This window comes from Vallicoccus soli (assembly GCF_003594885.1).
GTDB lineage: Bacteria > Actinomycetota > Actinomycetes > Motilibacterales > Motilibacteraceae > Vallicoccus > Vallicoccus soli.
This window is the reverse complement of record NZ_QZEZ01000004.1, coordinates 1-13789: the sequence shown is the minus strand read 5'-3', so window position 1 is coordinate 13789 and position 13789 is coordinate 1. Positions and strand designations below refer to the sequence as shown.

Sequence of the window (13789 nt, the reverse complement as noted above, 5' to 3'; positions counted from 1 at the left end):
ACCGAGAGGCCCGCCCTGCGACACGTCTGGGTCAAGATGCGCGGCCAGGGCCAAGTTCATCCCGGCCTGCTCATTGCATGGCGACGCAGTCCTCGTACAGGCCTCTGGGAAGGACGGGTGGCTTACGCCATGCACAGCGATCGCGCGTCCTGCTCCTCGAGAAGTGGCCCGAGGCCGACGAGTTCACGCCCGCCTGACCCTTCGCTGCACTCATCTGCCGATGAGCGGAAGTCCGGCTACCGCCGCGTCAGGTGGAAGTGGCTGGTCTGCCGTGCGTGTCAGGCGCCATCACCGCGGCCGGTGGGCGCCGAGCCTGGGACGTCGGCGTCGTGTGCCAGTCCTCCACACGCCGCTCGCCGAGCGAGAGGGTTCCGCCCAACACCGACAAAGTGTCGTCCCCAAGCCCTAACGTGCGCAGCGGCACCTACGCCGGAGGAGGCAGCGCGTGACCATGCCCGACACCCCCGTGCTGGCCGTGCCCGGCGAGCTCATCCCGGACCGAGAGGTCGCGGCCGACACCAAGAAGCGCGACCCGCTCGTCACGCAGCCGGACGAGCTCGGCCACAAGCAGATCGCTCAGCAGCTCGCCCAGCTCGCGGCGACCGTTCCCGAACGTTCGAACATCGCGCTTTACGGCCCGTGGGGGTCCGGGAAGAGCGGCATCGGCAACCTGCTCCGGCAGTACGTGGAGGCCGACAAGAAGCTCGGCTACGCCCGCTTCGACGCCTTCAAATACGCCGAGAACCCGCTCAGGCGCGACTTCATCAGCGCCGTCGCCACCGACCTCAAGGTCGAGAAGTCGAAGTACCACGCCGACCTGTACGCCGGGACGACCACGACCACCTTCGACGTCCCGCGCACGGCGCTCCTACGGCTCGCGGGCATCTACGTCGGGCTGCTGTTCGTGATCTTCACCGGCCTTCTGCTCATCGCGGCAGCGGCCGCCGGCTTTCAGCAGGGCGGATGGTGGGAGGATTTCCAACCGCTCGTGAAGCAGGTCGTCGTCGCCTCGTTCACTCCCGCCGCCCTGCTGTCCGCGCTCATCGTGCTCGCGGGCAAGTCCCTTGGGGTCGAGCACAAGACTGACAAGGCCGAAAGCAGCGAGCAGTTCGAGGACCTGTTCAAGGAGCTCGTGAAGGACGCGGGTAAGGACAGGATCGTCGTCTTCGTCGACGAGCTCGACCGGTGCGCTCCCAGCGATGTCGTCGGCACGCTCGACGCGGTCCGCACCTTCCTTGGCGCCGACCGGTGCGTGTTCGTCATCGCCGCCGACCGGCAGGCCGTCGAGGAGGCGCTGAACAAGGAGCTCAAGCAGGCGACTCCGGCCGACCCGGTGAACCCGTACTACAGCTCCGGCAGTGCCTACCTCGACAAGGTCTTCCAGTACCAGATCCTCGTCCCGCCGCTCCTGCAGGCGAGCATCACCCGCTACGCCGTCGAGCTGGTCAAGGACCGGCCGGGGGTGTGGAAGGAGCTCGGCGACAGGCTCGATCTCACCGTCTCCATCCTTGTGCCGTCGCACGTCCGCAGCCCCCGGCGGGTCAAGAGCCTCCTCAACGCGTTCGTGCTGACCTACCGGCTGGCCGAGGCCCGGCAGAAGGACGGCCGGCTCCACGGCGACATGGCGCTGCGCTCTGACGAGATCGCCCGAATGGTGTGCCTGCGGGTCGAGTTTCCGCTGTTCGCCCGCGACCTCGTCCTGGACGCCCGGCTGCCCGAGTACGTCTTGCGCCTCCACAAGGGCGAGACCGAGGACCAGGTGTGGAACGACCACCCGCACGCCACCCCGCAGGCCCGGGCCATCGCCCGAGGTTTCGCCCACCGCGAGCTGCCCGTCGCCACCCTGCTGTCCGACGAGGACCGCGCCGAACGGGACGACGAGGACGAGCAGGACGACGAGCACGCGACGGGGGCCGACGCCGCGGGTGACGACGCTCCGCAGGACGTCTCGGAGCAGCACGGCAGGCAGTTCCTCGACTACCTGTCCCGGACCAGGTCCGTCCCCGGGCCGGGCAGGGACCTGCTGTTCATGCAGAGCACCGGCAGCGCCGTCGGCCTGGACGGCCAGCTCGCCGAGCGGCTGGAGGAGGACGCGGAGAACGCGTCGATCGAGTCGCTCAGGACCGCCGTACGGGCCCTCGACGAGCAGGGCCGCGGCGCCGCGGTGACGCTACTCATCGGGCAGTCCCTCGGAGGCGTCGGCCTGCAGGCGCAGAACGTCGCGCTGTCGCTGCTCGCGCTGGCCGCGATCCCGGAGCTCGACGTCGCCAGCCGCGCCGACGCGCTCGCCGACGCCATTGCCGCCCCGCTCAACGACCGGCCGGACCTCGTGGCGGAAGGCGGCCTGCACGGCGCCTGGCGCCTCGGACTGCACAGCGACAGGCCGACCGCCGGACGGCTCCGCGAGATCGTCCTCCGCTACGCAGCCGAGAACGCCGACGACCCCGACATCGCGATGATGGTCCTGGGCGACTCCGACGCGGCCATCGCCGTCGACCCAGCCACGACGGCCGATATCCTGGTCGCCCACCTGCTCGCCGAGGACGGCGACGCCGCAGCCGCCACGGCCAAAGTGCTGCTCGCCATGCAGCCGCATCAGGCGGCGCGGCTGTTCGACGCCGCCGAGAGCCGCATGGCCAGCGTCCTGCGGGGACGACTTGCGCCTCCCGAGCCGCCCGCCGCCCGTGCCGCCACCCCTGGCCGCCCCGCACCGGCCCCGCCAGCGTCCGGCGGCACCAACGACGAGCCCGGGCTCGACGACCCCCTGAAGGCCGCGCTGGCAGCGCTGCTCGACCAGCTCGACGGCGCTACCGGCGGTCCGGCTCAGACGCTCATGCGGGCACTGCTCAAGAGCAACCGCCGCGCGCTGCGCGAACTCGTCGAGTCCTGCGTGGCGGGGCTCGCCCCGGTCGACGATCCGGCCCTGGCAGCCCTACTCATCTCCGCCTGCTCCATGCGGCCCCTCAGGGCATGGCAGGCATGGCTGGCTGCCGTCAGCCCGACCGCGGCCGCCACGGTTGAGACCGACGACGCCGTCCAGCGCCTGGTCAACCAGCTCTGGCACTACGCCACGAGCACCGAGTCGCCGGCCCCTTCTGCCACGGCGCGCGCCGCCGCTACTGCCGTCGTCGCGCTGCTCGACCAGCGGACGTCCGCGCAGCGCCCCGGCATGGACAACGTCGTCCGGCAAAGCCTCGGCACTCCCGTCGAGGACGACGACACCGCGAACGAGCGACGTCGGCTGCTTGCGGCTGCGGAGCCCCTGCTGCTCGCAGGAGCCTTAGACCCTTCGGTGCTCGCCGCGCAGGAGACGCAGGACCTCGCCTCGACACTCCGCGCCGACCTGACCGTCGCGGAGTTCGACGACCCGGTGGTGCAGTACGTCGTCAGTACCGTCGAGGACGCCCTGCGGGGCTTCCCGCGCCCTGGCGTCCCCGCCGGACCGGCTGCTGCGGACGCGCGGGCGGACCTCGTCCAGGCGCTTCACGACAGCTCCTGGCTCGCCGAGCCCCACGCCACCCGCCTGCGGCTGCTCGGACGCATGCTCACCGAGACGAGCGACGCCCTGCCCGCGCTGCCCAACGCCGACGCCATCAACGACCTGCGCGGGGAGCACGGGCACGCGCTCGACGACACCGTCGCTGCCTGGATCGCCCTGGCCGAGCCCGACGCTGCAGCGCTCCTGACGGCCACCGACATCGCCCTTCAGGAGGTAACCCCTAGCGACCGCCTGCTCAGCGCGATCAGCAAGGCTGTGGCCCGGTACCCGGTCAAGGAACGCATCGAGGTCCTCCACGGCCTGCTCGACGACCCCGACCGGCCGGCACCCACCAAGGACATCCTTCGCGCCGCCGGGACAGCAGGCGCGAGGCTCGTGCCGGACATCGATGTCGCCCGCATCCTCGCGGCTCGAGTCGACAACAATGGCACGAGCAACAGCACCCGGCGCAGGCACCTCATGCAGGCGTGGGAAAACGCAGGCATCGAGTCTGAGCCGGCCCGCAAGCTCCTGTTCGAGAAGCTCCTTATCCCGCTGTTCGCGACGGACGACGGTCCGGCCTCTAACGCATCGATTGACCTCGGGATTGACTACCTCCCGAGGCTTGCCAAGACCCAACCGTCCGGAACCAAGGACTCCCTCGGCAAAGCCGTCGTGGCAGCCATCGGCGAGGAGAAGGCAGGCAAGGTCCTGCGCCCGCTCGGCTACAAGGTCAGCGAGTCAGGCGCCTTCCTCTGGCGTCGAACCAAGGTCGACACCAGCGACTGATCAACGTGATCGGACCGTTAGCCGACGGCGCTGGGGCCAGTTGGCGTCACCAGGCGTCCCACGTGGCCGGCGCGTGCGAGTGCCTGAACGTCCGATCATGCCGCGGACCGATCGCGGCACCTTCGCCCTGGGGTCGTCCTAAGCCGCCGAGCAGCCCGTCACCTGGTGCTCCCAGATAACGATGTCTGCGACACGTAGGAGGGTGAGCCGCGGGCCTTCGGGCGGCTGGTGACGGTGCCGCCACGCATCGACGAGAGCCCACTGTTCCCTAAGATCCGACTGAAGCCGGGGCCAGAACCGTCCGGGCGCCCCCCGCCCGCTGTGCGGGCAACCGAAGTAGAACGCGAAGACCTGACTGTCGTAGACGGGCACGAGGTCGGGGCGCTTTCGATGCAGCACCTTGCTAACTGACACAGCAGTCCACCAAGGCACGTGCTCCGAGGCGATCATCGCTCGACGCACCGTCGCCCATGGCCTGGCGGGGTCAGCGAGGTCGAGTTCGAGAAAACTGACCGGCGGGAGACCGAGCACCGCCTGCATACACCGGCGCAGCTCGGCGTGCGGCCCAGCGGGCTGGAAGAGCGGGACGACGTTGTCGAAGGTCAGGCGTAGAGACAGGAGCGTCGGCGCCAAGCAGTCGAGCGGCGTCAACGTGTCAGGCTCGCTCGGCTGGTCGTACGTCCAATACGCCCGGCCGCCGGTGGGATCGAGGTAGTCGGCGAGGTGCCGGTCGCCGCAGGGTCGGAGTTCGGACACGCTGCGGAGTGCCGACGGTGACATGACTGCCATGGTGCCCAGACTTGGGTGCGCGAACGGTGGTGGGCCGGTTTCGGTCCCCCCGGCGTCCCGAGCCGGCTGAGCGCTGCGGCTGAGATCCGGCCATGCTTCGGCACCTGAGCGTCAGGCCGCTGACGCAGCGGGCGGACGACGCACCCTCATGCCGTGGTGACGGCGGCTACTTGCCCGGTCCTGCCGCGGGGCCGGCCGCTCGAATGTGGAGTCACGCGCCCGCCGGGTCAGCGCCGTCGAACCTGAGGCGTCCCACACCGCATGGCTAGTGACTCGTCACAGCAGGTCCTGGCGCGTCCAAGCTCATCCGACATATCGTTGGGCATGGGCGACTTCACCTCGAGAGCCGGGGGCCCGGACGCAGACGTGCCGTGCCGCTGCCCAACCTGCGGCAATGCCCATTGGACGGCGGCGGCATCTTCGAGCTGGAGGCGTTCGGAACCGGTCGACGATCTGCAGCACTGCGGCTTCTGCGGCCGATGGCACGGCGGCGACCCTTGCTTCCCTCACGACGTCGCCGAAGACCCTTACGCCAACTTCGCTCGTTGGGAATCGGGCGCGCTGGGCCACAACCACCCCACCAGCAGCAGCTGCGGCTACGGATGCCCAAGCTTCACGTTCCCGGAACCGGACGCGCTGGGCCACAACCACCCCACCAGCAGCAGCTGCGGGTACAGATGCCCAAGCTACAGGTTCGATTGCTGACCCACCCATCGCGCCGCGAACGAGGCCAGTCCCGGGGCCGCTGGGCGGTCCCTTCTGCCGCCGTCAGGGCGCCTAGCTACTCGTAGGATCCGTGCCGGCCAGCGTGACGAGGCCCAGACCTCCTTGTTCGTCTACTTCGACATGCAGGGTGTACGACCGGTCACCACGGTGCAGCTCGGCCCACGCGATCACCTCGTTCACGTCACGAGGTCCAGTGAGGCGCCACTCCTCCAACGACCACCCGGCAAGCTCCGGCGCCGAAGCCTGGGAAACCGGGGTCGGCTGCTGCCAGAAGTAGACACGGAAGGCTGGCGAGTCGACCTCCCAGCAGGTGTCGCGAGGGTCAACAGGCGCCGCATGCATAAAGCGAGCCTGTCACTCTCCTGCCGCTGAGGGCGGCTACGCTCGCCCGGTTCTGGCTCCACCCGTGGTCAACCGGCGGCTGACAGAGCTTGCGCTGAGGGGGCCGGCCGGGGCACCGCGCGAGCTCCGGCCTCCCACGCGTCGGCCGCACCCACCGCGGCCGCCGGCGCGCGCAACACGACCGGGCCTCGACGGCCATGTCGTAGCCGCAGGCCTTCAGACGGACAAACGAGCCACGACGGTCCTCCCGCGCGAGGTGCTGGCAGGTCATCATGCTTGACGCGCCCGCGGCGGTTGGAGCCCCTCGCGCTGGGTCAAGGTCGAGTGCGGCGCCCCAGCAACTGCAACGTCTCCTTCGGCGACGAGCCAACCTCCTCGCGGCTTAGCTCCAGCAGCGCCCTGCGGTGGCAGTGAAGCAGCCGATCGGCCTTCGTGCCGCCATCAACTTGAGCCTGCGGTTGGTCGGCGGCGAGCCTCAATGTCCGACGAAGTCCCCCGAGCGACGGGACGCTGGCGGGCTTCGTAGTCGCGAGCGAAGACACCTCCGCCACCCGGCAGCAGGCAGTGCTGACAGAGGTTCGGCTGGAGCCGCAAGCGGGTGACCCTGCTGGCGTGTTGCTGCGCTTGGCTCAGGGGCGCGTCACGTGTAGTTCACGCAGGATGACGAGCGCAAGGAACAGGCAGACCGTGCCGTCCCAGCGGCCATCTCCACTGATCCAGCCGGCCGCGCCGAGCGCGATTAGCAGGCAGGCGACGACGGCGGTGAACCACCGCCAGGTGTGGTTGCCCCAGAGCCGGGGTCTAGGAGCCTTCGCCACGCCGCCGCTTGCGCTTGTTGGCCCGGTACTTGAGCAGCCCCGCCAAGACGCCCGTGAGCAGAAGCACCGGGTACAGGGCCACCACGAACCAGTCGACGCGCGAGCCCTCACCCTCGAAGACGTCGATGAAGGACCCTGCGAACGCGCCAAACGCTGCGCCGAGTAGCGCGTAGGCGACCACCGGCTTCGTCATCTTGAGCTGCAACGCACCCCCGCTCCCCGATGGTCTCGTGAACTGAGGCTACTCAGCGGACGGGGCGTTGTGCGCCGGTCTGGGTCCCCTGACTGGAGGGACTACCCGTCTGGCGTAGCGGCCTGCTCGTTGTGCGCTCGGCGTCCTTGCTGGCGTCGCGCACGAGCACCCCCAAGACGTCGCCGACGCGGTTCGGCAGGGTCAGGCACGCGGCGCGCTGGGGAGGTCTTGGCGAGGAAGCCCGAAGTCTACGAGGCCACCCGCACCGGCGACAGCAACAAGGGCCTGACCGATTCGAGCTCGTAGCCGTTAACCGCGCCCAAAGCTCACCCATGGCCGGGCTCACCTGCACCCACCTGCTCGCGCAGGTTCGAGCGCTATCAACGACTGCAGCCGCCAATCTCTAGCGACGTAAACGCGTCCGGTAGCCCCGACCTAGCGCCCGGGGACGCCGCTCGCCATGAGCCTCCACGGCAGCCAACCGCTGTCCCTTCGTCGAGGACGAGTTGCGCCGCAGGTCGCGGTTTCGTAGGTGGCGGTGCTGCCGCGCTCTCTCCTGCGTCGAGAGCTTGCCCTCGCGCTTCCAATCTTCGTTGCCCACAATGTCGTGACTTGCTCCGGTGCCGCCGCATGAGCCGTCTTCGTCAGCTGGTTGCGCCTCCCAACAAGGCGGGGTACACACCCCCGGCGACGAGGAGGCCGACGAGGGCTCCCACGATGACCTGTGCACGCGTGTGGTGGGTGAGCACCAGACGGGACCAGGCAACGAGCACGACGACGAGGAGCCCCAACAGCAGCAGGGGACCGTACAGCAGAGCGAGGATCGCGACGGTGCCGGCAGCTACCGCGACGTGGATGCTGATCTTCCAGACCATCGAGATTCCCAGGGCCACGAGCAGGCCCGCGGTCATGGCACCGAGAAGCGCGAGGAGTTCGCGTGGAGCGTCTAGGGCGACGAGCAGCCCGACTCCGACGAGCACCGACACCGTCGCCATGACCAGCAGCGCCGGCCGCTGCTCCCGGCGCCGCACGTCGCGGTCGGCGACAACCCCACGTCGGACCCGGTGCAGGAGCACCACGAGCGGCAGGAGAGAAGCGAACAGCGCCGCCACCGCACCCCACGTCAGCGCCTGCTGCCAGGACTCAGCATTGCGAACCGTGACCAGGAGCAGCAAGCCGAAGGCGAGGTAGGGGGGCGAGGTCAGCTCGCCGACAACGACGGCGACACGCTCGCGGCGACCTCTCCTCTCTACAGGTGCAAGGTCAACCACTGCGAGGCATCCTCACGGTCGTCGGGGTACCGACGCTGCGGCCGCGCAGCGCGCGAAGGAGGCTCGGCGCAGCAGCCTCAAGCTTGCGCGCTTCCTCCAGCACGTCGCTCGTCGACGGGTGCGAGAGGTCGTCGGGCTGCTCGTCGGCACTGCCGCTGCGAAGCGGATCCGGGAGCCACTCCGCGTGCTCAGGACGGCGCAGCACGAGCAGCGCGTCGTTGATCTCGATGACCCTGCGGTACAGGCGGAACTCCGGGTCGGTGAGGCGTGCTGCATCACCTAGCGCGCTGAGAGCCGGCTCGAGCGCGATGTCCGGGACCCGGGACTGCAGCTCGTACCAGAGGCGGTACAGGCGGCGGGTGTGTGCGTACGCCGTCAGACGGGCGACGGCGCGGTCGGCGCTGACGGCCGGGCCGAAGTACGGGAGCGTCGCACCCAGGACGACGAGGACGAGGCCCGTGAGGCTGAGCACGTGTGCGACGGCCCCCTCGAGGACGGCGTACGGCTGCAGCCCGAGCGCCCGCGCAAGCACGTACGCCATCTTGAGCGCCACATAGGTCGCGCCGAGCACGCAGCCGGCGGCGATCAGCCGGAGACCGAGGGCGAGCAGCGGCTCAGCCTCCTGCGCGTAGCGCCGGCAGAGCAGGATGACGTCGACCAGCGCGTAGGTCATGAACGCCGAGAAGGCGCCCATGTACAAGAGTCCAGCGGGTCCCGTGCCGATGGCCGCGGTGAAGTTTTCGACCTCCGGCTGAGGGCCCGCCACGAAGGCGCCCAGCAGGACCGCGACGGAGCAGACCAGCGCCGCCTGCCGGCGTCGCACGGACCCGGGGCGCTGCCCCCGCTCGCGCACGAGCAGCACGAGCATCACCTGAGAGAAGTAGCCCGCCAGCAGGATGGTCGTCCGTCCAAGCGGCTCGCGCACGTTCGGGACGCCGCTGGCGGAGTCGAGCCAGCCGTAGAAGTCCGGGTGGTAGAGCACCAGGGTCGCCGTGAGGCAGGAGAAGGACAGCCACATCGCCCGTAGGGCCTGGTTGCGGGTCTGCCACGCTGTCCGGCCGAGGAAGGCGAGGACGATCGCCATGCCCACGACGAGGCCCGTCAGGACACCGTCTCTCATGGCAGTTCACGACCCCTCAGCGTCGCCCCCACGCGGTGGACGACGTCGCTCTGGCTCGTCTTGCCCGCTGGCAGGGCTACCGACCGACGCTCCCGGAAGACGGAGGCGAACAGCTCGGCCTCTCGCTCTTCCTCGCTGCTGTAGCTGGTACGACCGAGCATCCGACGGACGAGCGCCGGGTCGAGGCTCGGCATGAGCGCCAGCGCGACGTCGACCGGGATGCGGCCGGGCGGGGCGTGGTCCGCGGCCACGTGCCCCAGCTCGTGCAGGACGATGTGCTCGCGGTGCAGCGCGTTCGTCTGCTCCTCGTAGAACACGTAGTCGGCCTCAGGCATGGCCACCCAGATGCCGCACGGTCCGTCCAGCATCGGCCTGGCTTGCAGGACCAGCCTGCGACCTCGGACCTCGGCCAGTCGCTGCACCAGCTGCTCGAGGTCCGCGTCCGCGGGCAGTTCGAGGGCGTCGAGCAGGCGCTCGCACCGCCGGCGCACCGCTCGCAGACTCACAGCCCCTCCCGACCGGACGAGGACGGCCAGGTCGTCAGGCCGTCGACGCTCGTCACGACACTATGCAACCGGCTCGTCGCACTCCACTCAGGGCTGTGGGTCCTCCGGCCGCTCCGGGAGGCCCTCGAGCCGGCGGGCGTTGTCGATGACCGCCTGGATGGTCTCGAGGCTGCTCGGGGACAGCCCGACGGCGCGGAGCGCGACAGCACGGACGGACTGGTCTCGCAGCGCAGACAGGAGCTCGAGCTCCGCCTCGATGCGCTCTGCGGCCTCGTCGTCGAAGAAGTAGCTCGGGGGCACGCCGAAGAACCCAGCCAGCGCCTCGAGGTGCCGCTTCGTCGGGTTGTCCCGCAGTCCCTTGCGCAGCTGCCAGACGTAGGTCGCGGAGATAGTCGGACCGCCGGCGTCACGGAGGGCACCGGCGACCTCCTCGAAGGTGTACTCCGTGCCGCGCGGTGATCGAACCGTGGCGAACAGGTGGTCGATCTTCTCGGCCAAGCTCCTGCGCGCAGGGGAGCCACCCTCCGGCATGCGCGCGTCCCCTCTCGCCCCCCACGCCCGGTCCCGCCGGGCACGTCGAGGCGCCACGCTATCGAAGCGGTGCCCGCTCGTGAGGGCGTACGACGCGCTGGTGCACAGCGACCTTGACCTGTCGTCACGGCCGCTTATGCTACGTCTCAGTTCATCAACTCAGGTGAAGGGGAGGTGGTCCACATGCCGGACCGTCCGGTCCAGTGCCGGCAACACCCCCTCCCGTTCCGGCGCCCCCAGGCCGCGGCATGAGGACCGGCGCTTGGGCAGCGGCAGCCCCCCTGGGCCTGGTCATCCTGGTCGGGGGCGCGATGAGCTCCACCGAGGCGACAGGTGCGGTGTCTCCGACAGCCTCCCGGCCCTACCCGACTGACGTGCCGGCTCCCGCGGTGCCGTACGAAGGTCCGTCGACCGGCTGCGCCCTCCCCGACCCGACGGGCACGGGCGGCTGCGTCACCGGAGCCACCGCATGGATGCTCGGGCAAGTCGACCACGCCTTCGGGCAGCTGCCCACGAGCTGCTGGGACGCCCACGCCTGGAACCCCACCAGCGACCACCCCCGCGGCAAGGGCTGCGACGTCACCTTCGGACGTCTGGGCGACTTCCCCGGGCCCGCCGACACGGCCCGAGGATGGTTGCTGGCTCATTGGTTCGAGGCCAACGCGGAGGCCCTGCACGTCAGCTACGTCATCTGGCAGGGGCGCATCTGGTCCAGCAGCCGCGACGACGAGGGCTGGCGCGCCTACTCCGGCGGCGGGGTCTACGACGCCAGCGAACCCACCGGCGGGCACTACGACCACGTCCACGTCTCCCTGGAGGACTGACATGCCCCGACCGCCGACGCCTCGCGGAAGTGCGCTGTGAACCGCCAGGAGCTCGACGACCTACCAGCCGTCGTCGACGTCCCCACCGCCGCCCGGCTCCTCGGGCTGAGCCGCACCGCCGCCTACGAGCTGATCCGGGTCGGGCAGTGGCCCACCCCTGTCTTCCGCCTCGGCCGGCTCATCCGCATCCCGACAGCGCCCCTGCTCGAGCTCCTCGGCCTGGGCCAGCGCGCGGCAGGCTGAGCGCGTGCGAGGTCACACCCACAAGCGCTGCCCCTGCGGCACCCTGCGCGATGCTGCCGGCCGGCGCATCAACTGCGGCAAGCGTCACGGGTCCTGGTACTTCGTCCTGGACCTGCCTCGCGCGGCCGACGGGCGTCGCCGGCAGCGAGTCCGAGGAGGGTTCGCCACGGAACGGGAGGCACGAGCCGCGCTCAACCGGGCGCTTGCGGACCTGCAAGGTGGAGTCGCTAGCGAGCCGTCGCGCATGCGCGTCGGCGACTACCTCGACCAATGGCTAGCCGGCAAGGGGAGCCTGCGCGCCTCGACCCGACGCTCGTACACGGAGCACGTCCACCTCTACCTCCGGCCCGGCCTCGGCCACCTGCGCCTCCTCGACCTGCGTGCCCCTCACGTCGAACGCCTCTACTCAGCGATGCGGCGGCTCGGCACTGATCCCGAGCGCGACGACCTCGAACTGCAGCGCCTCCTCGAGGTTCGCACTGACCCGGACCACGCCCGGCCACTGAGTGACGCCAGGGTGCGCCGCGTGCACGCCACGCTCATGTCCGCCCTCAACTCGGCTGTCCGCCGCCGCCTGCTGGTCGCCAACCCGGCCGCACACGTCGAGCTCGCGTCCGGACGACGTCCCCGAGCCGTCGTGTGGACAGCTGACCGCGTGGCGGAGTGGCAGCGGACCGGCTGGCGACCGACCGTCGCGGTCTGGACCGCAGAGCAAGCCGGCGCGTTCCTCGATGAAGCCCAGCACGAGCGGCTCTACCCCCTGTTCCACCTGGTCGCCTTCCGCGGGCTGCGCCGCGGCGAAGCCGTGGGCCTCCGCTGGCAGGACATCGACCTCGAGGCGGCGGCGCTGCGCGTGTCGCAGCAGGTGGTGCAGCTCGGCTGGGCGACGCAGGTCGGGGAGCCCAAGACGGACAGCGGGTCACGCACGGTGCCGCTGGACAGCTTCACCACCGACACCTTGCGCCGGTGGCGGCACCAGCAGGACCGCGAGCGCCATTCGTGGGGCCCCGCCTGGCAAGAGACCGGCCTCGTCTTCACGCGCGAGGACGGCGCCCAGGTGCACCCCGACCTCGTGACCGACAGCTTCCAGCGCATCGTCCGACGCGCCGAACTGCCGCCGATCCGGCTACACGACCTGCGGCACACGGCCGCGAGCCTCGCGCTGCAGGCCGGCGTACCGCTCAAGGTCGTCAGCGAGCAGCTCGGCCACAGCTCCGTGTCGATCACCGCCGACACCTACACGAGTGTGCTCCCGGCCGTCGCCCACGCGGCCGCGGAAGCGGTCGCCGGGCTCGTCCCCCGTCGTGCGTCCAGCACGGCCCCGTTAGCAGTCGGTTATCAGAGCAGCCCTCAGGAGGCCCAGATGAAGGTCGATCCGACCGCTCGTACGGCATCGCCGCAGGTCAGCAGGGGTGGGCCCCGTGGGGATCGAACCCACAACCCGCGGATTAAAAGTCCGCTGCTCTGCCGGTTGAGCTAGAGGCCCGGCGGGTGCGAGCACCCCCGCCAGGCTAGCGGCGCCCGCGGCCCCGGCGACCTCAGTGGGGCTTGTTGGCGATCTGCCAGGTGCCGCCGCCGGTGATGCCCAGCGCTGTGAGCGCCGCGATCACGGCGGTGAGCCACTGGCCGGCGGTGATGCTGTCCCAGCCGGCGTCCGTACCGCCGAGCGCGGTCGCGAGCGAGGAGCAGAGGGCGATGAGCGCGGCCGTGACGGCGGCGAACCACGCCTTCGCCGACGACGGGGTGCTCGAGGTCCTCAGGGTCTGCTGGTCCGCCATGGCGTGCCTCCTCCGGCGCGGGACGCCGGCCGTCGGCGTCCACCCGGGTGAGGTACGCGCGGCGGCCGCGGATACGTCCCGGGCACGGCGAACGGGTGCCGGCCCGGGCTCGTTCGCCTGGGCCGGCACCCGTACGCGTGCTCCACGTGGTCGACACGCGGAGGGAGCGGCCCACCTCAGTAGCGGAAGCGCCCCACCAGGGCCTGCAGCTCGCTCGACATGCGGGCGAGCTCGCCCACGGCCTGCTGCGACTGGCCGACGCCCTCGGTGGTGACCTGGGCGGCGGTCGCCACGCCGGTGATGCTGGCGGCGATCTCGCCCGAGCCGGTGGCGGCCTCGGAGACGTTGCGGTTCATCTCCGTCGTCGTCGCCGTCTGCTCC

General features: G+C 70.5%; 11 protein-coding genes, 1 tRNA gene and 3 pseudogenes. 5 read left to right on the top strand and 10 right to left on the bottom strand.

The window, feature by feature from the left end:
• The first annotated feature begins 451 nt into the window (after positions 1-451).
• On the top strand, positions 452-4267 hold the full coding sequence (locus D5H78_RS09955) for a KAP family P-loop NTPase fold protein (RefSeq protein ID WP_245941645.1): 3816 nt from the start codon (positions 452-454) through the stop codon (positions 4265-4267).
• A 138-nt stretch (positions 4268-4405) separates the two neighbouring features.
• Here D5H78_RS09955 and D5H78_RS09950 read toward each other — a convergent pair whose 3' ends face one another.
• From D5H78_RS09950 to D5H78_RS09920, 6 genes are all read right to left on the bottom strand, one after another.
• On the bottom strand, positions 4406-5047 hold the full coding sequence (locus D5H78_RS09950) for a DUF6308 family protein (RefSeq protein WP_119950339.1): 642 nt from the start codon (positions 5045-5047) through the stop codon (positions 4406-4408).
• A 1878-nt stretch (positions 5048-6925) separates the two neighbouring features.
• Positions 6926-7135 carry a hypothetical protein gene (locus D5H78_RS09940; RefSeq protein ID WP_133412036.1) on the bottom strand — a complete coding sequence of 70 codons (210 nt, stop codon included), beginning with the start codon at positions 7133-7135 and terminating at the stop codon, positions 6926-6928.
• 644 nt (positions 7136-7779) lie between these two features.
• Positions 7780-8406 (bottom strand): phosphatase PAP2 family protein, encoded by a 627-nt coding sequence (locus D5H78_RS09935; protein ID WP_119950336.1) that lies wholly within the window; start codon positions 8404-8406, stop codon positions 7780-7782.
• The gene (locus D5H78_RS09930; protein ID WP_133412035.1) at positions 8399-9490 is read right to left on the bottom strand and encodes an MAB_1171c family putative transporter; all 1092 of its coding nucleotides are present in this window, start codon (positions 9488-9490) and stop codon (positions 8399-8401) included. The genes D5H78_RS09935 and D5H78_RS09930 overlap by 8 nt, the downstream gene beginning before the upstream one ends.
• Positions 9491-9522: 32 nt before the next feature.
• The gene (locus tag D5H78_RS09925; RefSeq protein WP_133412034.1) at positions 9523-10032 is read right to left on the bottom strand and encodes a hypothetical protein; all 510 of its coding nucleotides are present in this window, start codon (positions 10030-10032) and stop codon (positions 9523-9525) included.
• 87 nt (positions 10033-10119) lie between these two features.
• Positions 10120-10563, bottom strand: coding sequence for a helix-turn-helix domain-containing protein (locus D5H78_RS09920; RefSeq protein ID WP_119950333.1), 444 nt, complete (start codon positions 10561-10563; stop codon positions 10120-10122).
• A 248-nt stretch (positions 10564-10811) separates the two neighbouring features.
• On the opposite strand from D5H78_RS09920, the gene D5H78_RS20585 reads away from it, so the two are divergent.
• The 3 genes and pseudogenes from D5H78_RS20585 to D5H78_RS20545 all read left to right on the top strand — a co-directional run.
• Positions 10812-11387, top strand: a complete 576-nt coding sequence (locus D5H78_RS20585) for a VldE C-terminal domain-containing protein (protein WP_119950332.1) — start codon at positions 10812-10814, stop codon at positions 11385-11387.
• A gap of 36 nt (positions 11388-11423) precedes the next feature.
• On the top strand, positions 11424-11630 hold the full coding sequence (locus D5H78_RS09910) for a helix-turn-helix transcriptional regulator (protein ID WP_119950331.1): 207 nt from the start codon (positions 11424-11426) through the stop codon (positions 11628-11630).
• A gap of 4 nt (positions 11631-11634) precedes the next feature.
• Positions 11635-11841 (top strand): annotated as a pseudogene (locus tag D5H78_RS20545) (Arm DNA-binding domain-containing protein); the annotation flags it as partial.
• Positions 11842-12036: 195 nt separating this feature from the next.
• Here D5H78_RS20545 and D5H78_RS20010 read toward each other — a convergent pair.
• Positions 12037-12375, bottom strand: a complete 339-nt coding sequence (locus D5H78_RS20010; protein ID WP_245941638.1) for a hypothetical protein — start codon at positions 12373-12375, stop codon at positions 12037-12039.
• On the opposite strand from D5H78_RS20010, the pseudogene D5H78_RS20540 reads away from it, so the two are divergent.
• Positions 12268-12819 (top strand): annotated as a pseudogene (locus D5H78_RS20540) (site-specific integrase); the annotation flags it as partial. The gene D5H78_RS20010 and the pseudogene D5H78_RS20540 sit on opposite strands and share 108 nt — an antisense overlap.
• 224 nt (positions 12820-13043) lie before the next feature.
• Here D5H78_RS20540 and D5H78_RS09895 read toward each other — a convergent pair.
• From D5H78_RS09895 to D5H78_RS09885, 3 genes and pseudogenes are all read right to left on the bottom strand, one after another.
• A tRNA-Lys gene (locus D5H78_RS09895) sits at positions 13044-13116 on the bottom strand.
• A gap of 52 nt (positions 13117-13168) precedes the next feature.
• Positions 13169-13408 carry a hypothetical protein gene (locus D5H78_RS09890; protein WP_119950330.1) on the bottom strand — a complete coding sequence of 80 codons (240 nt, stop codon included), beginning with the start codon at positions 13406-13408 and terminating at the stop codon, positions 13169-13171.
• A gap of 176 nt (positions 13409-13584) precedes the next feature.
• Positions 13585-13789, bottom strand: a pseudogene (locus D5H78_RS09885) (methyl-accepting chemotaxis protein); the annotation flags it as partial.